Raw genomic sequence first — 19420 nt, 5'->3', positions numbered from 1 at the left:
AGCATGATGGGAGGCAGGGAGACAGTCCCGACCGGCAGCGGCTCAAGGCGGGGATCGAGGTCGCCGGCGTTTCCAAAAATACCGACCGGCATTGACATGGGGAGGTGTGCGAGCAATTATTCAGCTATCGATCAATTGATCGAAGGTGAGTTTGGGAGGAGACAATGAAGTTTCTGCATTTGATAGCGATGGCCACAGCCTTGTTGGTGGCGGCACCCTCGAAAGGGGATGCGCAAGACCTCGCAGGAAAAAAGATCGGCATAGCCGCACGCGAAATAACCAACGACTACAACCGCGACATCATCGCCGGTGCGACGAAGGTGATTGAGGCCGCTGGCGGCCAAGTGGTGGTTACCGATGGTGGAGCCGATCCGCGCAAGCACAATGAAAATATCGAAAACCTCGTCAACTCGGGCGTTTCGGGCATCATCGTGCAACTCGGCGATGCGCAGCAATTGGCGCCAGTCGTCAAGAAGGCCAGTGACGCCGGCATTCCAGTGGTGACAACGTCCGTGGGCGCCAAGACCGAAGGGGCGCTTGCCGATGTCGGCGGCGACGACGCTCTCATGTCGGCCATGATCAGTCGTGCGCTGTTGTCGAGCATTGACTACAAGGGGGACGTCTACGTGGTTTGGGTGCCGGGCGCGCCGCTTCTCGAGACGCGCAAGCGTATCCTGCAGGCGATCGCGGCCGACTATCCGCAGGTCAAGCTGCACGAGGTCCCCAGCGAACATAGCGCTGCCAAGGTGCAGACGCAGATGGAGGACATCCTGACCGCCAATCCGGAACCGGGATCGATCGCCGCCGTCTGGGGTGCCTACGATCTCCTTGTCTCGGGTGCGGTGGAAGCCATTCGCCGCAACGGTCGAAACGAGATCAAGGTCGCGTCGATCGATGGCGACCGGGTCGGCTTCCAAATGCTTCTCGACGAAGGGAGCCCATTCGTTGCGACGGTTGTGCAGGATGTGAACCGCATCGGCTCGCTGGCCGGCGAAATCATCATCCAGAAGCTTGGTGGGAAGTCAGATTTTCCAAGCACGCTCTTCACCGACGCCTGGCTGGCGACTCATGCCAACGGCGTGGCGGCGGCTGAGAAGCGTTGGGGCGCCAATGTCTGGGCCGATCTTGCCATCGACAAGGCCACCGTCGAAGGACGCTGGCCGCAGGACGGCGAGCTGCAGGTCGTTCATCCAGTCCTCCCGTGATGAACGCGCGGGGCGAAGGGCAGCCATGAGCACGCTGCCCATCGCTCCACTCTCAAGAGTCAAATTATGATGTCGAACCAACACGATGCGATGAAACCCTCAGGCGCAACGATCCTCGAATGCCGATCGATCCGCAAGGAGTTTGCCGGGATCGTCGCGCTCTCTGACGTCTCGCTTGCTGTCGAGAAAGGCGAAATCCATGCGCTCGTCGGACAAAACGGAGCCGGTAAGTCGACGTTGGTGAAAATACTGACCGGCGTGTATCAGCCCGACGCCGGCACGATCGATGTCGCCGGCAAACCGATCCGTATGCGCGGCCCCAATGACGCCGAAGCCAACGGCATCGTCATCGTGCACCAGGATCAGGCACTGGTCGCCCAGTTCGATGTCACGCAGAACATCTTCCTCGGCCAGGAACGCACAAGGGGCGCCGGCATCCTCGATTTTGCGACCATGCGCGCCGCCACGCAGGCCGCGCTCGATAGGGTGGGCGCCTCGTTTTCGCCAGACGTGCTGGTGGGGGACCTGACCGTCGCTCAGCGCGAGCAGGTATCGATCGCCGCGGCACTGATGCGCGAGCCGCGTGTCCTCATTCTCGACGAGCCCACAGCATCGCTGAGCGAGGCTGAGTCGGAGCAATTGTTCCAGGTGGTGCGCGCGCTTCGCGATGGCGGCGTCACCATCATCTACATCTCACACTATCTGGACGAGGTTCTGGATCTCGTTGACAGGGTCACCATTCTTCGAGACGGCAAGCTCGTTGCAACCCTCCCGGCAAACGAGACTTCGCGTGGCGACATCATCGGCATGATGGTGGGGCGCGACATCTCCCAGCTGTATCCCAAGGAGGAAGTGAGCATCGGCGAACCGATCCTGATCGTCGAGGGACTTTCACAGGGCACCGCACTTGGCGGTGTCGATCTGACGCTTAGGCGCGGCGAGATTCTCGGCCTCGCCGGACTGGTCGGCGCGGGCAGAACCGAGCTCGCAATGGCACTTATCGGTGCACTGCCGCGAAGCGCCGGCACCGTCACCTTGCATGGCAAGCCTTCGACGCCGTCGTCACCGCGCCAGGCCAAGCAGGAGGGCTTTGCGTTGATCCCGGAGGATCGACGCCATGAGGGGCTGGTGCTCGACATGAGCGTGCGGGACAACCTCACCTTGCCGAACATCTCGCGATGGTCGGCGTTCGGGCTGCTCGATGTACGGCGCGAGAACCGGGATGCGGCGGAACTCGTGCGTCGGCTTGCCATCCAGCCGCCGCGTATCGGACAGATCGCGCGCTATCTCTCGGGTGGCAACCAGCAGAAGATCGTCATCGGCCGCTGGCTGATGGGTGATGCGGAGGTGTTCATTTTCGACGAGCCAACCACTGGCGTCGACGTGGGCTCGAAGGTTGAAATCTATCGGCAGATGGTCGAGCTGGCCAAACGCGGCGCGGCGATCATCTTCATCTCCTCCGATTTCGAGGAGATAGCGGGCATGTGCGACCGCGCCGCGGTGATGCACAAGGGCAGGATCAGCAAGTTTCTGGAGCGCCCCGAAATCGATGCCGCCGCGCTGCTGTTCTGGGCGTCCGGCAACACCACCCCGTCCTCCGCTGCAATGCCCGGCAACGCACATTCGCTGTCGGCGAACGACGGCCGCACCGACTGGACGATGACCAGCCTTCTCACCCGATGGGGCACCATCGCCGGAATGCTGGTAACGCTTGCGCTGATTGGCGTGGTTGCGCCACATTTCTTCAGCCCGGGCAATGTCTTCGACCTTTTGAAGCAGGGAAGCGTGCTTGGCTTTATCGCTCTGGGCCTGACGGTGGTGCTGATTGCCGGCGGTTTCGACATGTCGGCAGGCGCGATTAGCCAACTGGCGACGAATTTGGTGGCCGGTGCTCTGATCGGCGGCATGAGCGCGGCCATCGGTATTCTGTTCGGAGCCCTAGCCGGACTCGCCGCAGGGATGTTCAACGCGCTTCTGGTCCTGGTGTTTCGCATGCCCCCCTTCGTGGCGACGCTGGGAACCATGTTCGTGGCCATGGGCGCGACGCTCTTGTACAATGGCGGCCAGGCACTGACGCTGGCAAGCCAGCCCGGCTTCTTCTTCATCGGACAGGGTTATGTCGGGCCGGTGCCTTTCGTTTTCATCCTGCTGATCGCGTCGACGATCTGTCTGCACGGTGTGCTGCGCAGGACCCGGCTCGGATGGCGTATGTACGCGGTCGGTCAAAACCTGCCGGCGGCGCAACTGCGCGGCGTCGACCAGGCGCCCTATACATTCGCCTCTTTTGCGCTTGGCGGTCTCATTCTTGGCGTTTCGGGCGTCGTGCTGGCGTCCTACAGCTACGGCGCCTCCGCGCTCGCGACCGGCATCGACTTTCTGATCAGCGCGCTGGCGGCAAGTTTCCTCGGTAGCACGCTGTCGCGCCGACGCGATCTCAACGTCATTGGGACCGTGGTGATTGCGCTCTTCCTGGCGTCGCTGTCCAATGGGCTGATCCTGATGGGGATATCCAGCCAGGCGCTGCCGGCAATCCAGGGCATCGTCCTCGTCATGGCGACAGCGGTGGGTGTCGTGCGTCGCCGGGAAATCGGCCAGGTTACCATTTTTTGAGGTGAGATGACCGTGGCCGCCACTCTGACACAGTCCAACATGAATCGGTTCATTGACTTTTTGCGCACCTACGGCCCCATCTTGGGCATGATCCTGGTGCTGGCGATCGTCTATCTGCTCAAACCGTCTTTCCTCAGCCCGAACAACGTCGCCAATGTGCTTCGTCAGAGCACCATTCTCATCATCCTTGCGCTCGGCCTGACAGTCGTGATGTCGATGCGCGGCGTCGATCTCTCAATCGCCCAGGTCGCCGACGCCGCCGGTCTGATCGCCGCCATCGCGATCATAAATCACTACCCGATCTGGGTGGCGTTCGCCGCGCCTGTCGCATTCGGGGTGATCATCGGCGCGGTCAATGCGGTGCAAATGGCATATCTGGGCATACCTGCCATCATCGGCACGCTGGGCATGATGTTCGTCATCCGGTCAGGCGAACTCATGGCGACCAATGGCTCGGAGCCACAGATCCTCTTCACGCTGCCGCGCGGCCTGACGGCGCCCTTCCTGTTTCTCGGTCAAGGATCGGTAGGCGGCATAGGAGCGCTCATCATCCTAGCCACAGTGGTGTTCCTTTTCGTCTTCACACTGATGCGCTACACGCCGTTCGCCCGGCAGGCGCGAGCGGTCGGTAATAATGTCCGCGCCGCCTTCCTGGCCGGCATTGATATCCGGATGGTTTTCGGTGCGGGTTTCGTAGTGGCGTCGACCCTTGCCGCGATCGCCGGCGTCGCGCTGGTTTCGCGCACCGGCATCGCCATGCCGCGCGGCGCCGAACCGTATCTGCTCGATGCGTTTGCCGCCGCCTATCTGGGAACGCTCGCTTCAAGGCGCGGTGAGATGAACGTGTTCGGTACATTGCTCGGCGCGCTCTTCATCGCTTTCATCGGCAACGGGCTTACGATCCTGGGCATGGGCGCGCCGTGGCGCTATGCCTTCAATGGCGGCTTGATCCTTCTCGCCATGGCGGTTGGCGGTCTGAAACGAAAAGAATAGAGGTCCTCGCATGCTTGTCATTGATGCACACAACCATCTCGGAATCCGGCCGGGCGCACGTCAGACCGGCGCTGAACTGGTCGCCAAGATCGACGCGGTTGGTGTCGACAAGGCCGTCATGTTTCCTTTCGTTGAAGGCAATTTCAGCAATGAGCCGATCAAGGAGGCCTTCGACCAGTTCCCAGACCGGCTGATCCCCTTTTGCGCAGTTAATCCCTGGCAGCCGGACGCGGCCGACGAAGTTCGCCGGTGCGTCGTCGACTGGGGCTTCAAAGGGCTGAAGCTGCACCCGACGATCAATGGTTTTCATCTGTCTGACCCGACCCTGGTGGACCCCCTGTTCCGGGTGGCCGAGGAACTCGGCATTCCGATCATCGTCCACGGCGCCAGCGATCTCTACAACAGCCCACCCGAATTCGCGCTTATGGCGGCGCGCTTCCCTGCCGTGCAACTGCTGATGGCCCATATGGGCTTCTTCTGGTCGGTCGATCAGGCGATATCGTTCGCCCGGCAATATCCCAACCTTTATCTCGAAACATCACGGGCGCCGATCTTCGAGATCCAGACCGCCGTGCGCGAACTCGGTCCAGACAAGGTCATCTGGGGCACCGACTCGCCCTTCGTCGACTATGAATGGGAGTTCAAGAAGATGGAGCGTGCGACGGCCGACCGCGACGGCTACGCCAAGATCGTCGGCGGCAACATAGCCAGGCTCTTGAACCTGTGATGCTGCATTATTACCGGTCTGGGCCGCGTTCATGAGCGACACCGGCGATCGTATCGACATGCACGGCGACCGCCGTATCGACCTCGCGGCGCGTGCCGCCTGGCTTTACTACGAAAAAAGCCGCACGCAGGATCAGATAGCGGCGCAGCTCGGGGTATCACGCCAGATCGTGCAGCGGTTGATCGCATTGGCCCAAAGCGAAAAGCTCATGCGGTTCCAGCTTATTCACCCGATGAGCGAGTGCATTGAACTTGCCGAGAAACTGACCGACAGGTTTGGACTGCAGTATTGCGATGTTGCTCTCAATGAATCAGGCAATGTCGAGGATATCCCGTCCGTCGGTCTCCTGGCCGCCTTGTATCTGGAGAATCTGCTGCAGCAGAAGGCTCCGGTGACAATCGGTATCGGCAACGGCAAGGCGATGCGCGAAGTTGCGCGGCGCTTGCAGCAGATGAACCGGCCACAGCACAAATGCGTCTCGCTGATGGGCAATCTCACGCGGGACGGCCGCGCCAGTCACTACGATGTGGTCACCTGGCTTGCCGAACGCATCAACGCGCAGTGCTACCCATTGCCTATGCCGGTTGTGACCAATTCGATTGAAGAGCGCAAAGTGCTCCAGGCTCAGCCTGGCTATAAGATGCTGAGTGCACTTGTCGATGAGGCGAGCATCCTGATGATGGGGATCGGTTACTGGGGGACGGAAGCGTCGCTCCTCATGGACGGCTTCATCACGCCTGCCGAAACACGCCAGGCAATGGAAAGGGGCGGCGTTGGAGAGTTGCTGGGCAGCGCGATCGACAGCCGGGGAAGACTGGTCGACGCGGATTATCATCCGCGTCTGACATCGTTCTCGCCGACGCCGTCTGTTTCGCGTCCGACGATCATCGTGGCTTCAGGCGCCAACCGCGTTCAGGCGGTCCAAGCAGCTTTCGCGGGGAGCTTGGCCAATGGATTGATCACCGACGAGAATACGGCGCGCTTGATCCTGAAAGATCAGCACCGGTGAGCGAAGCAGTCGAGTAGGGCGGCGGCGATGGCACAGCTTCGGGTTAGACCTGAAGAGGGCTGTTGATGAGCGGCTTCAACTCTGCCGGCCGCAGCACCTGGGTCACGAACCTGTCAACGAGCGGCTCATAGGCCCCCCAGAGCGCACGCAGGCCCGTCGCCGGATTTGCCACGAAATCAACTCTGAGATCGACCAGCGGCCAGGCATGTCGGTCGACGATCAACAGCGCTGCCGCCATCGCCGGCTGCGTCTCTCCTCCGGCAGCCACGCCAGCATCCAGCGCATCCAGAAGCCTTGCCGCAAAGCTTGCGCTCCGGGATTTTTCGTAGCCGCTCACCATTTTGGCTGTGACGCGCTCGTTTGCCAGGAAATTGCCAACCGAGACGCAGGCGTCGCCCTGGTGTGCCGTGGCAATGGATTCTATTTTGGGACCGTTGAAAAAGGCGGTTCGCCCGTCGCGGTCAACCACGGAAAACTGTCGCAGATCCGGGTGCTCACTGCCGGCCACGAGGAGATTGACGACCTCGATCGCGGAAAAACCTTGGCTGAGGAGCTCGAGGCCCAATGGTCCACAGCGGATATCCGTTCGGTGCTGGGTTGCAACGACACCCGCACCAGCCCGCGCCCATGGACAGCGATTGCCGACGGCAATGCTGGAACTTGCAACCGCGATGCCAAACATGCCGGTTGCTCGATCGAATGCGGAAAGCGAAAAGGTCATGCTGTCTCCTCGCGCCGGGCCGCGCGTCATCTCGGCAGGTTAAATTTCGCGGCTGTCCTTGAAGCGGTACCAAGGCAGGATGAAGCGCGCGATGCGGGAGGTGATCGCGTGCAGCGGTACTGCGCGTGGCTCGCTTGGCTGCAAGGCGAGCTCATCGTCGGGCACGCCGTCAATGGCGTCGGCCAGCACTGGTGCCATCGCGCAAGCGAGTGCCAGCCCGCGACCATTGCAACCGACCCAGGCGCAGAGGCCGTCGGTGCGTCGGTGAAGATGCGGCAGCCTGTCGATGGTCATGGCGATTCGGCCGCCCCAGAAGAACTCCATTCGCTTCTTTCGAAGAGCTGGAAACATGTTGTGCAGTCGCTTTGCCACGAGCGCGGGCAGACGTCGTGACGCGCCGATTTGCAGCGCCAGCGCACCGCCGGAGACCAGCCGGCCATCGCGATCCTTACGGAAATAGCGAAGGTCCATGCGGGTATCGGATGCGGCCTCATTGCTAGGGAGAATCCGGGTTGCAAGCTCCCCCAAAGGCTCGGTTGCTGCCTGATAAGAGGTCACCGGCACGATAGACCGGCGGAGCGCCGGCCAAAGATTGCCAGTATGCGCTGCTGTGGCGAGCGCAATCTTCGGCGCGCTCACCCTGCCTTCCGGCGTCTCGACCAGCCAGCCGTTTACCACACGTCCAATGCGCAATGCCGGGCTGCCTTCGAAGATGAAAGCTCCTTCCTGTGCCGCCGCCCGGGCAAGACCGAGGGTGAAGGCATAAGGGTTGATATGGCCGCCGCCGCGATGCTCCCAGCCACCATGATAATCGCCGCCACCGAGACGCGCCTGCATGTCGTGCGAAGAAAGAGCCGCGGCCGGTGCGCCCACTGCAGCCCACTGCTTGGCAAGATCCGCAGTGCGGCGCGCGCGTTCCTTGCTATGGGCAGGCTGCAGCCAGCCGTTTCGGCTGGCATCGCAATCGATAGCGTATTTATCCACAAGCGCGAAAAGCATGTCGGCTGCGTCTCGCACCAGCACAACGAGACGATCGCCTCTCTCGCCCGGTGCAAGAGCCCGGATTGCGGCCGGTCCATGGCGCGTTAGGGCCGATATCACTTGGCCGTTGGCGCGCCCGGAGGCCCCATAGCCGATCTTCGCTGCCTCCAGCAAAACGACCTTCCGGCCGCGCCGCGCCAGCTCCAGCGCCGTTGCCAAACCGGATATCCCGCCGCCGACCACCACGACATCAGCCTCGATCTCACTCTGCAAGGCCGGCGCTTCGAAGCTCTCGCGCGAAAGCGCCATCCAGAGCTGCGATGGCTTGTCCAGAGGCCAGGAGGTCATTGGCCGACCACCTCGATTTCGACGCCGCATGCGCTGCGCAGATCGAAGGAGTTCGGTTGGTGCCCCGCCAAGACCAGGCGGCCATTACCTGAGGCGACGGCGACGCCGCCGTCGTTGAACACGGCCGCAAGGCGATACAGCGTCGCAATTTCCGAAACATCCAGGGATTGCAGGCCGACAGCGCCATTCGGATGACGCATGCTTTGCGCCGTCCACAGCCTTTCGGCAGTATGATGCTGGCAGACAAGGCATTGCAGGCCAGGCGTCTCCGCTGGGTCGATCCGCACCACGGAAAACCGAAGCTCGCCTTGCGACGTCTCTCGAGAAAAATGTCTGGTCTGCTCGATGGCTATGTTGGCCTGGGTCAGCTCTTTCCCAGAGGCGCTGATGTCGGTGCTGCGAAAAGCAAGACCGCGAATGCCCTGGCCCATGTCCAGGAGCGTGCGCCACGGAAGGTTGGACGGCGTTTCCGTCACTATTCCCATCAGCTCGATATAGGTCCCGTCGAGCATGATGCAGCGATTGGCGGTTCCCATCGCGGTGCTATGAGCGGCCTTCTCCGTGACGTGGAAGCCCCCTGCCTCGAATGCCTGGCCGGCACGGTCGAGGTCAGGCACCACCAGAACGACATGGTCGATCGGCAGATGCAGCATCAAGCGGAAACCGTCATCTTATCGATGCCGTAGAGACGATCGACCGCCAGCAGCGCGATGACGGCCATGACCAGCTGCAGCGTGCTGAGGGCGGCGATCGACGGATCGAACTGGTTTTCCATGTAGCTCAGCATGACAACCGGCAGCGTGTTGGTGCTGGCGCTTCCAAAGAAGTAGCTGATCGGCAAGTTGTCGAAGGAGGTGAGAAACGAAAACAGCGATCCCGCCATGATGCCCGGCCTTATCAGCGGCAAGGTAACGTGCCAGAACACCTGGAAGGGACCGGCACCAAGGATGGAGGCCGACTCCTCATAGGCCCTCGGAATCCCATGATAGACGCCAGCCACCGTGCGCACGACGTAGGGGAGGCAGACAACCGTGTGCGTTATCAAAAGGGCGGTGAACGAAACGCCGATGCCCAGCCAGGACAGGAAGAACAGAGAGGCGAAACCGATGACGATCATCGGCATTGAAAGCGGCGACAGCAGAAATGTCATCACCGCGTTTGTCCAGCCGGCGTGCGAGCGCGCTAGTGCCAGGCAAGCCGGGACGCCGAGCAGGCAGGACAATAGCGTCGCACCGATCGCCACCTCGATGCTGACGATGAGCGCGTCTATGAAGGGCTGGTATTCGAATATCCTCGCAAACCATTTCAGCGACCAGCCAGGGATCGGAAAGGCGATAAAGCCGGCGGACGTGAAGGATACGACGACGACGACCAGGATAGGCGCGAGCATGAAGATGAAAAACAGAACGACGAAGGCGAAAAGCCAGAGATTGATCCAGTCCCGTTGTGCCTGACCCATCATGCTCCCTTTCGGCGCACGAGGCGCAGTTGAAGCCAGAGGCACAGGATGGCGATGACGAGCAGGATGGTGCTCATCGCGCTCGCCATTCCAAAATCGCGGGTTGTGTTGAACTGCTGATAAATCATAAGCGGCAGTGTCTGAAATCCGCCGCCGAGCAGCACCAGCGTTACGAAGCTGCCGTTGGCGATCATGAAGACGAGGATCGCGCCGGTGCCGACCCCGTCGAGAGACAGCGGAAGGGTGACTTCCCAGAACGTGCGAAATCGTCCCGCACCAAGGATCTTGGCGGACTCCTCGATGTGACGATCAAGCCCCTGCAGTACCGAGCTGATCGAGAGGACCATGAAGGGGACGAGGACGTGGACCAGCGCAGCAATGGCGATCTCGGGAGAATTCGTCAGCCGCAATGGCGCCGAAATGATGCCGAGTTGCTCGACAAGCAGATTGTTGACCAGGCCGCGGCGGGCAAACAGCACCTGCCACCCAAAAGTCCGCATGATGATCGACGTCAATAGCGGTGCGATCAGCAGGAATATGACCAGGCCGGACCATCTCCCCGCCTTGCGGACGAGGAAATAGGCGACCGGATAACCGATCACGATTGAAATGACCGTCACCACCGTCGACAGCAGGACCGTTTCGGCGACGACGCGAAAATAGAATGGATCCGTCAACAGCGACACATAGCGCGACAAGGTGAAGCCGCCGGTTTCCGCGTCCGCAAAGCTGCGCATGCCGTTGTCGATCAGCGGCAGCACGAAGAATGCCAGGAGGAAAAGCACGACCGGAATAGCCAGAAAGAACGGCTTCAGCACCGGCTGTGCTCTGGAAATGGCAGGCGCCTTAGTATCGGCCATTGAGTGTTTCCGATGCGAAAATCGTGGCAGGCGCGCCCCGCGGAGCGCCGCCCCCCCCGCGGGTGTTTGCGCCCGCACTCCCGGGTCCAGCGGAGGGCCCCCTCAATTGGGACCAGGGCAATCTGCTCGTAAGGGGGAAAGGCCGTCTTTTCCCACGGCGTCACGCGCGGCTTCAGCTTTTCGCTGTAGACCACGTCGGTATTGGTCACGCCGTAATTCATGATCTCTGCGAATTTGGTCTGGTTGGCGGCGTCCAGAACCTCGTTGATGTAAACCCAGGCGAGCGGGTTTGCGTTCTTGGGCTTCTGGACCGCGACACCGTTCAGAGAGCCGCCTTCTGTCGGATTGATAAAGTCGATCCAGGTCGCGCCGCTATCATAATGGTTCCAGGTGCGGCCGTCGAAATAGATGCCGAGTTCGGCTTCGCCGGACGACAGATGGTTGAAGAAATCGTTGGGCCCCGCCCAGAAGACGAGATTGTCCTTCATTTTCTCCATGGCTTTGAAGAATGGATCGACATTGTCGACGCCGCCGCCAAGTGCCTTTGCCATGGCCCAGATCAGCATGATGGGCGTGACCGCATAACTGATCGAGGGGAGGGAGGCGACGAACTCGCCCGCGGCAACGCGATCGACAAATTCAGCAAAGGACTTCGGAGGGCTTTTAACGCGTTCCCTGTGGAACGTGATCCCGCCGACGCCGTAGTCGAAGAGCGTACCCTTGCCCATGACGGAATCGGTCAGTTGCTGCGGAATCTTGGCCAAATTGGGCAGATTGGCGACGGTAAAGTCATCGACGAGGTCGGCCTTCGCAGCGGTCAATGCCAGGTCCGGCGTCATGATCAAAACGTCAAGCGGCGGCTTTGCCGGATTGGCCTCAACCTGTGCCAGCCATTGCGGCGGGCCGCCGAGCGAAACATTGGCCTTGGCCTTGCTCTTCGCTTCGAACGGCGCCACGAAGCAGGTTCGTACCGCTTCTTCCCACACGCCGCCAAATGCGGTGACCGTTATTTCGCTGGATTGCGCGTTCGCAAACCGCGGCATGCCGCCGGTCATCAGGCCGGCGCCGATCGCAGCGGCACCGCTAAGAAAATTGCGTCTTTTCAAAAGGATCATAGCAGTTCTCCAAAGGGGTTGGAACGAAGGGGCATGCAGGTTTGGTCTGGTAAAGTTCAGAAGCTCTGCGCGATCGCCTCCAGCTTTTCGCGTGCATTGGAAATGGCTTGTTCATTGGCGGCAGCGCGGGGGAAAGTCTCCGGCAGATCGGTCAGCACGGCGTCGAAGATCTCGCGTCGACGGCGTTGGCGCGCTGCACCCGGCAAGGCGATCAGCCCCTGGTTCAGCCGGTCCATGACGGGTGCTGTGAAGATGCTTTCCCAGCGCTCGCGCTCAGGACCTTGAGCATTCGATGCATTGCTGGGTGCAAGCGCCTGACGCAGCGTTGCGGTTTCGGCTTCATCCACGGCGCCGTCGCGGATCACCACCCCGTAATCCGTAGCTGCGCCCTCGGGACTGATGAAACCGTTCTTGACGTCCTGGAGCACCGCTTCCAGGTCGCGACGGGCCGGGTCGCCCCAGCCACCGGCGCCCGGCGTCAAGAATGTCACAGTATCATCGGCGTTGAGATTCAGCACATCGATCTTGCCAAGGTGCCGCTCGCTGGGCTTGCCACGGTTGACGATCAGCGCGCCGGGAAGTCCTGGCTTGCCACCATTCGATCCCCAGGGGCGGAACACCAGACGCTCCATGCCGCGCCCCAGCACATTGGAATCGTCGGTGAGGATACGGAAGGTCAGTTCCATGCCGCAGCCGCCGCGCCATTGACCGGCGCCGCCGGAATCTGGACGCAGGGCGTATGTCTGGATATCAATGCCGAGTTCCGCCTCGACCGTCTCGACCGGATTGTTCGCCAGATTGGAAATCCCGCTGTCGCGGCAATCGACGCCGTCACGGCCGAAACGACCACCGGTACCGCCGATCATCGGCTCCACGACCTGAACACGTCGGCCGCCGCGGCCATCGGGTTCGGCCAGGACGACCGGTATCACCGTGCCGGACGATGCTGCCGGCATCACGTCCGGCAGGGCTTTGCCGAACGCACCGTTCAGAACGTCGTTCACGCGGATCGCTGCCGCATGACGCACGCCCGTCGCCGCCGGCTCCTGCGGATTGACCAGGCTTCCCTCCGGTGCGGTAATGCGCACCGGATCGAGCAGCCCGACATTGAGCGGCGCCGTTGAATCGAGCGTGTTGACCAGCGCCAGAACGCGCAGGGTCAGCCAGGCATGGGGCCGGCCCCGTGAGGGAATATTCATCGCAGTCGCGACCTGAGGATCGGTGCCGGTGAAATCGAGATGGACCTCGCCGTTTTCGAAGGTGGCAGCCAGCGCTATTCGCACTGGAATGCGCGTCGCGGCATCGTCGTCCAGATAGTCGGAAAAGGCGTATGTGCCGGCCGGTACGCGCTTCAGAACGGTCCGGGCCTTCTCAGCCGCGTAGGCGACCAGATCGACTGCCGCATTGGACACTGCCGCGACGCCATGCTGCGCGATGGTCTGCTCGAGACGACGGCGGCCGGCGGAAAGCGCTGCGAGCATGGCGCGGATGTCGCCCATATTGGCATCGGGCGTCCTGCTGTTGGCATCCAGGAACAGGCGCACTTCCGCTGTCATCTCGCCGCGCTTCATCAGCTTGACGGGCGGGATGCGCAGACCTTCCTGGAATATCTCGGTGTTGATCGGAGAGATGCTGGAAGGCACGCGGCCGCCGACATCCGAGCAATGGACGAAGCACCAGCCATAGGCGACTATCTTGCCGTCGTGAAAGTAAGGCTGGATCATGTGAAGGTCGGGAAGATGCGTCGCAAGCCCTTCCGACCGGTAGGGATCGTTGGTTAAAATGACGTCGCCCGGCTCCAGAGGACCGACAGCTGCGATCGTCGGGCCGCACTCGAGGCCGACGAAACCCGAAACCCCGATGGAGCGCGGATAGGCAAAGAAGCGCCCGTCGAGCCCCGCCAGCGCGCAGGCAAAATCAGCCGTTTCCTTGACATACAATGTGCGGCCGGTGCGCTGAAGCGTCAGGCACATTTCCTCGCTGACGGCAGCAAGCTTGTTGCCAAGGATGGCGAGCGTGATGGGATCGAGCTTCATGACGAATGTCTTTCCAGATGAAGATTACCAGTGGCATCCGCCTTGGCGGCCCAGCCGGGAAGAAGAACCGTCGTGGTGTCGTCCTGCTCGATGATGGCCGGTCCCCGAACAGTGTCTCCGGCGCCGAAATCACTTCGTGCGTAAACACCGGCTTCGATCCAGGCGCCTTTTCTGAACAGACGACGCTGCGCTTTCAGCTTGGGCGTGCCTGTACCGGCCGCGATGACCGGTTCGGAAATCTTCGGGGTGACGCCGACGACGGCAAGGCGCGCCGTTCCGAGTTCGATCTCGCTCTCCGTGTCGCGAAACCCGTAAATACGCTCGTGCTCGCGATGAAATGCCTCCGCCACGCAGAGTGCGTCTTTGCAGTCGTCGGCAAGCTCCACCCGCAATTCATAAGCCTGTCCCGCGTAACGCATGTCGACTGCACGTTCATACCGGCGCTGTGTGCTCTGCTCGCCTTCCCGGGCCAGCCAGGCGCTACCCTCGGCCGAGAGTTCATCGAATACGCCTTGCAGCAACCCAGCGCTCTGCGCGTCGAGAGGCCAACGCAGGCTGCGCACGAAATCGCGCCGCAAATCCGCAGCGGCAGCGCCCAGTGCGCAAAAGGTTCCCGCCGCCGGCGGAATGACGATACGTCCAATCCCCGTCTCCTCGGCCAGCAGATTGGCATGGGTCGGCCCTGCACCGCCAAAGGGGACGAGCGCGAACGTCGCCGGATCGAGACCGCGCGAGGCCAGTGTCTTGTAAAGCTCGGTTGCCATGCCCGCCGTCGTGACCGCCAATGCGCCTTCTGCCGCGCGCTGTGCGGCATCCTCCCCATCGAGGCCGATCCTAGCCCCGACTTTTGCAAGCGCCGCTGCCGCCGCTTTCCCGTCGAGCCGCATGCGGCCTCCGAGAAAGCCGCCCGGATCGATATAGCCCAACGCAAGATAGCAATCGGTCACTGCCGGTTCGATGCCGCCTCTTCCATAGGAGACCGGCCCCGGCATAGCGCCTGCACTGCGTGGACCGACCTTCAGCACTCCGTAGTCGTCGACCCAAACGATCGAGCCGCCACCTGCACCGATCGCCGAAACATCGACGACCGGAAGGACCAGCGGAAGGCCACCGACATCGGTTCGCGTCGCAAGCTGCGCCGAACCGGCGCTTGCTACCGCGATATCCGACGAGGTGCCGCCCATATCGAAAGTGATGATCGATTGAACGCCCGCGGCCTCGGCAAGGCGCGCCGCGGCCATCACACCGGATGCCGGCCCGGACAGGATGGTTTCGACCGGCCGGTCTCCAGCCGAAGATAGGCTCAGCGAACCTCCGTTCGAGGCCGTAACAAGAATGGGAGCGACGACGCCGTCGCGCTCGAGGCCGCTCTTCAATCCGCTGAAATAGCGGTGCATCAGCGGCTGGATATAGGCATTCAGGCAGGCGACCAATGTCCGTTCATATTCACGGATCTCGGGCCAGATAGCCGCAGCGGAGCTGATTGCAAGGCCGCCGGCTTTCGCCGATAGGCGGGAAGCAAGATCAATCTCTACCGCCGGCTTCGTATATCCGTTGATGAGCATCAGGGCGGCGGCATCAACCCCGAGCGCCTTGATCTCCGCCGCGACGCGATCGAGTTCCGCGTCGTCCGGCATCATGGTCATTTCGCCGCTCGCGGAAAGACGCGCATTGATTTCGACAATCCGGAAGCGCGGCACCAGCGGCTCTTCCTTGCTGGCGTGGAAATCGAACGACGACGGCATTCGGCTTCGGGCGATCTCAAGGATGTCACGAAATCCGCGACTGACCACAAGCGCGATCGTGGCGCCACGCCGCTGGATGATCGCGTTCAGCCCAATTGTCGTGCCATGCATGATGGTCGCGATGTCGCTCGACCGCAGACCTGCCTTCTCGAGCAGGGACTGCAGCCCTTCAATCAGAGCCCGCGACGGTTCGTCGGGTGTCGAAGGTTCCTTATAATGCGTGAGACTTCCGTTGCGCGGATCGGAAAGCACGAAATCCGTGAATGTGCCACCGACATCGATGCCGATGCGCGCGCCGGCATTTTCCCTATTTGTCATTCCAACATTACTCCGGCCGTACGATGACGGCATCTTCAGGCGCCCAGCCGAGCGTCGTTGCTTCACCAAGTCGAAACGAGACCGACCCCAAAGGCCCATCCGCCTGCCTGTAGACGAAGAGCTCGCGTTTCAAAGACGGAACGTCGACCTGATAGGCGGCGTAGTTGCCGCGGAAGACGGCGCCCGTGATCCGCGCCTCGAATTGCGGGCCGTTCACCGGTATCGCCCCGAGTGTCATGCGCTCCGGACGTATTGAAACCATGAGAGCCGAACCGGGTTCCTGCGGACGATCGAGAAGAACATCGACCGACGCTGAACGGCCAGGCAGCGTCAATGCCGAGCCGCCCGGCGCCACCGTGCCTTCGAAAATATTCGAGGTGCCGAGAAATTCCGCGACGAACCGCGTCTGCGGCCGATCATAGACCTCGGTCGGGGTCCCGGTCTGCAGGATGCGGCCGTTGCTCATGACCGCTACCCGATCCGACATGGAGAGCGCTTCCTCCTGATCATGGGTGACGAGCAAGGTCGTGATGCCGAGACGCTGCTGCATTGCGCGGATTTCGAACTGCATGCTCTCGCGCAGCGATTTGTCCAGAGCGCCGAGCGGCTCGTCCAGCAACAGCACTTTGGGATTGACCACGAGCGAACGGGCCAGCGCCACGCGCTGCTGCTGGCCGCCGGAAAGCTGCGAAGGATACATGTCGCCGCGCGACTGCAATTGGATCAGGTCCAGCATTTCCGTGACGCGGCGGTCCCTTTCGGCAGCGCCGACTTTTGCCATGCGCAAGCCAAAACCGATATTCTCAGCAACAGTGCGGTGCGGAAACAGACTGTAGTTCTGAAAGACCATCCCGAGATTGCGACGATGGGGCGGCAAATGAGTAATGTCCGTTGCGCCGATCTTGATCGAACCCACATCGGGCCGTTCGAAACCTGCGACCATGCGCAACGTCGTCGTCTTGCCGCAACCGGAAGGACCCAGAAGGGCCACGAGGTGTCCCCCTTCGATCTCCAGGTCTAGATCGCGGACGGCCAGCGCCTTTCCATATGACTTGGAAATGCCGGCAAGTTGCAGGTCCGCTGCCTTTTCCAGCCCAGAACTCATGCTACGCAGTGGCCCCGGCCCAGGATTTTTGCCTGCAAGATTTCCGTCAAAGGCCTGTTCCCATTTATATTTTGTAGCGCTACAATTCATGGAAAGCCAAAACGAGTCAACAGGTATGGCTTTTTTGCTTCCTTTAAAGGGACAGGATGGTTTGTCGTCACCCAGCCCGAACAGCAAGCGGTAATTTATGACCAAGCGACGCGAGCAGGTCGGTCTGGTCACCATGCACTCGATTGCCAGTGCCGCGGGTGTTTCGCCCATGACTGTTTCGAACACCTTCCGCTACCCGGAGCGCGTTCAGGACGAGACACGTCAGCGGGTCATGCGGATCGCTGCTGAACTTGGCTATGTGCCCAATCATGCAGCCGGAAATCTCGCATCGGGACAAAGCCGTGTCATCGGCGCGATCATACCTTCGATCAAGAACTCGAGCTTTTACAAATATGTCCGCGGCATGCAAGATACGGCTGCAGAGCATGGCTACGAACTCGTTTTGAAACTGGCCGATACGATTTGCCACGAGCACGCAGCCATTCAAACCTTCATCGGGCTGCGCGTTGCCGGCATTGCCCTTGTCGGCAATGAGCACGAGCCAGCAGCCATAGATATTCTCCAAAAGACAGCGCTCCCCGTGGTGGAATCCTGGGTTTTGGGAAATCCTATCGACATGGCAGTTGGCTATTCCACCACTGCGGCGACCAAGGCGATCCTCGACGTGCTTCTTTCTCGAGGATACCGCAATATCGGCTTCATCGGGTACGAGCGTGCTGCGTCTCACCGGTTCACAGAGCGACTGCCGATCTTCAGGTCTGTTCTTGCGCAAGCTGGTTTGCCATCTGACCTAGTTCATTTGGCAGATGAGGCGGACGGTTTCGGTGCGGGTCCGAAGGCGCTCGAAGAGCTTTTCCGTATTGGTCCTCGGATCGACGCCGTCATCTGCCCGACGGACATCGTGGCGGCGGGTGTGCTGTTCGAATGCGGACGGCGCGGATGGAAGGTCCCGGACCGGATCGCCGTAGCCGGTTGGGGTGACTACGAAATCGCATCCGAAATCACTCCCGGCCTCACTACGGTCCAGCCCAATGCTTACGAAATGGGGCAGCAATCCGTTACAATGATCGTGGAACGCGCCAGGGGTAATCGAAATCAAGGTCGGGTCGTCGACACTGGCTTCCAGATCATCAAACGCGCGAGCACTTAGAACGGGCGCAGCGGCCTCATTGCGACAGCTGTCGTTTCGATGCGACTTGGCGAGAGACGCCGGAATCACCTTATCCCTGCGCTGCATCGTGACAAGGTGAGTCGGTGGAGGCATGGGGGCCGCTGGCCTCTTTGAGGTTTCTAAACCCTCTTGATTGACGGCGCTGCCGCACCGCGCACTGCCGGAATTCCGACGACCTCGTCCGTCAGCCCGCCATCCAGCCGCCGTCCACCATCAGATTGATGCCGGTGACGTAACTTGCCATGTCGCTAGCAAGGAACAACGCGGCTCCTGCTACGTCATTCGGGGTGCCGAGCCGCGGCCAGGGCGTCCGGTGGCGTGAATAGTCGAGCGCGTCGGGATCGTTGGCCACGCCCGGCTTGCCGGTGATGATCTTGCCAGGTGCAATGGCGTTGCAGACGATCAGATCGGCGGCGTGGTCGACCGCGATCTGCCGCGTCATCTGCACGATGCCGCCCTTGCTCACCGAATACGGAAAATCACCCAGGCAGGCGACCATGCCGTGCTGGGAGGAGATGTTGATGATGCGGCCACGCACCTCGTTGACCGGCGGCTGGGCGATCATCTGCATGACGGCGCGTTTGGAGCAGTAGAAGAACCCTGTCAGGTTGATTCCGATCACCCGGCTCCATTGCTCGGGCGTTGTCTGCAGCAGGCTGGTGCTGGTGTAGACGGCCGCATTGTTGACCATTACGTCGAGCCGCCCGAACCGGGCGACGGTCGCGCCGACCAGTCTATCGACAGCGTTCCAGTCCGAAATGTCGGCTGCGATATACGTGGCCGTCCCACCGGTCGACGCGATCAGAGCGACGGTGCTCTGGCCACCCTCGATCGGCGCTTCGACAGTGTCGGCAATAACCACGGCGGCGCCTTCCGCCGCAAAGCTGAGAGCGATCGCGCGGCCGATGCCGGAGCTTCCTCCGGTGACGATTGCGACCTTGTTCTTGAGCAGAGGCATGCGGTTCC

Annotated in this window: 16 protein-coding genes; 6 read left to right on the top strand and 10 right to left on the bottom strand. The window is 61.4% G+C overall.

Going from position 1 to position 19420, the window contains the following annotated elements; genetic code table 11:
* Positions 1–164 precede the first annotated feature (164 nt).
* The 5 genes from NKH73_RS07435 to NKH73_RS07415 all read left to right on the top strand — a co-directional run bounded on the left by NKH73_RS07435 (position 165) and on the right by NKH73_RS07415 (position 6544).
* Positions 165–1205 (top strand): substrate-binding domain-containing protein, encoded by a 1041-nt coding sequence (locus NKH73_RS07435; protein ID WP_352929712.1) that lies wholly within the window; start codon positions 165–167, stop codon positions 1203–1205.
* Positions 1206–1271: 66 nt separating this feature from the next.
* Positions 1272–3815 carry an ATP-binding cassette domain-containing protein gene (locus NKH73_RS07430; RefSeq protein ID WP_352929709.1) on the top strand — a complete coding sequence of 848 codons (2544 nt, stop codon included), beginning with the start codon at positions 1272–1274 and terminating at the stop codon, positions 3813–3815.
* Positions 3816–3854: 39 nt separating this feature from the next.
* Entirely contained in the window at positions 3855–4808 is a 954-nt protein-coding gene (locus NKH73_RS07425; RefSeq protein WP_352929706.1) for an ABC transporter permease, read from the top strand.
* Positions 4809–4818: 10 nt separating this feature from the next.
* The gene (locus NKH73_RS07420) at positions 4819–5535 is read left to right on the top strand and encodes an amidohydrolase family protein (protein ID WP_352929703.1); all 717 of its coding nucleotides are present in this window, start codon (positions 4819–4821) and stop codon (positions 5533–5535) included.
* Positions 5536–5566: 31 nt separating this feature from the next.
* Positions 5567–6544 (top strand): sugar-binding transcriptional regulator, encoded by a 978-nt coding sequence (locus tag NKH73_RS07415; RefSeq protein ID WP_352929700.1) that lies wholly within the window; start codon positions 5567–5569, stop codon positions 6542–6544.
* A 43-nt stretch (positions 6545–6587) separates the two neighbouring features.
* Here NKH73_RS07415 and NKH73_RS07410 read toward each other — a convergent pair whose 3' ends face one another.
* The 9 genes from NKH73_RS07410 to NKH73_RS07370 are packed head-to-tail and all read right to left on the bottom strand — an operon-like array spanning position 6588 to position 17232.
* Positions 6588–7265 (bottom strand): DUF1028 domain-containing protein, encoded by a 678-nt coding sequence (locus NKH73_RS07410; protein ID WP_352929697.1) that lies wholly within the window; start codon positions 7263–7265, stop codon positions 6588–6590.
* 39 nt (positions 7266–7304) lie between these two features.
* A complete protein-coding gene (locus NKH73_RS07405) occupies positions 7305–8594 on the bottom strand; it encodes an NAD(P)/FAD-dependent oxidoreductase (RefSeq protein WP_352929694.1) in 1290 nt (429 codons plus the stop codon).
* Positions 8591–9247, bottom strand: a complete 657-nt coding sequence (locus NKH73_RS07400; protein WP_352929691.1) for a VOC family protein — start codon at positions 9245–9247, stop codon at positions 8591–8593. Before NKH73_RS07400 ends, NKH73_RS07405 begins: the two co-directional genes overlap by 4 nt.
* Positions 9247–10056, bottom strand: coding sequence for an ABC transporter permease (locus NKH73_RS07395; protein ID WP_352929688.1), 810 nt, complete (start codon positions 10054–10056; stop codon positions 9247–9249). Before NKH73_RS07395 ends, NKH73_RS07400 begins: the two co-directional genes overlap by 1 nt.
* A complete protein-coding gene (locus NKH73_RS07390) occupies positions 10053–10913 on the bottom strand; it encodes an ABC transporter permease (RefSeq protein WP_352929685.1) in 861 nt (286 codons plus the stop codon). The genes NKH73_RS07395 and NKH73_RS07390 overlap by 4 nt, the downstream gene beginning before the upstream one ends.
* Positions 10865–12028 (bottom strand): extracellular solute-binding protein, encoded by a 1164-nt coding sequence (locus NKH73_RS07385; protein ID WP_352929683.1) that lies wholly within the window; start codon positions 12026–12028, stop codon positions 10865–10867. Before NKH73_RS07385 ends, NKH73_RS07390 begins: the two co-directional genes overlap by 49 nt.
* A 56-nt stretch (positions 12029–12084) precedes the next feature.
* On the bottom strand, positions 12085–14064 hold the full coding sequence (locus tag NKH73_RS07380; RefSeq protein ID WP_352929680.1) for a hydantoinase B/oxoprolinase family protein: 1980 nt from the start codon (positions 14062–14064) through the stop codon (positions 12085–12087).
* Positions 14061–16127, bottom strand: a complete 2067-nt coding sequence (locus tag NKH73_RS07375; RefSeq protein ID WP_352929678.1) for a hydantoinase/oxoprolinase family protein — start codon at positions 16125–16127, stop codon at positions 14061–14063. The genes NKH73_RS07380 and NKH73_RS07375 overlap by 4 nt, the downstream gene beginning before the upstream one ends.
* Positions 16128–16134: 7 nt before the next feature.
* The gene (locus NKH73_RS07370) at positions 16135–17232 is read right to left on the bottom strand and encodes an ABC transporter ATP-binding protein (protein WP_502893868.1); all 1098 of its coding nucleotides are present in this window, start codon (positions 17230–17232) and stop codon (positions 16135–16137) included.
* 187 nt (positions 17233–17419) lie between these two features.
* On the opposite strand from NKH73_RS07370, the gene NKH73_RS07365 reads away from it, so the two are divergent.
* The gene (locus NKH73_RS07365) at positions 17420–18433 is read left to right on the top strand and encodes a LacI family DNA-binding transcriptional regulator (protein ID WP_352929672.1); all 1014 of its coding nucleotides are present in this window, start codon (positions 17420–17422) and stop codon (positions 18431–18433) included.
* A 205-nt stretch (positions 18434–18638) separates the two neighbouring features.
* Here the strand turns inward: NKH73_RS07365 and NKH73_RS07360 are convergent, their stop codons facing one another.
* Entirely contained in the window at positions 18639–19412 is a 774-nt protein-coding gene (locus NKH73_RS07360; protein ID WP_352929669.1) for an SDR family NAD(P)-dependent oxidoreductase, read from the bottom strand.
* Between the last annotated feature and the right edge of the window lie 8 nt (positions 19413–19420).

Source organism: Mesorhizobium sp. M0938 (assembly GCF_040319125.1).
Lineage (GTDB): Bacteria > Pseudomonadota > Alphaproteobacteria > Rhizobiales > Rhizobiaceae > Mesorhizobium > Mesorhizobium robiniae.
Note: the sequence above shows the minus strand (reverse complement) of the source record. Positions and strands in the feature narration are given on the sequence as shown.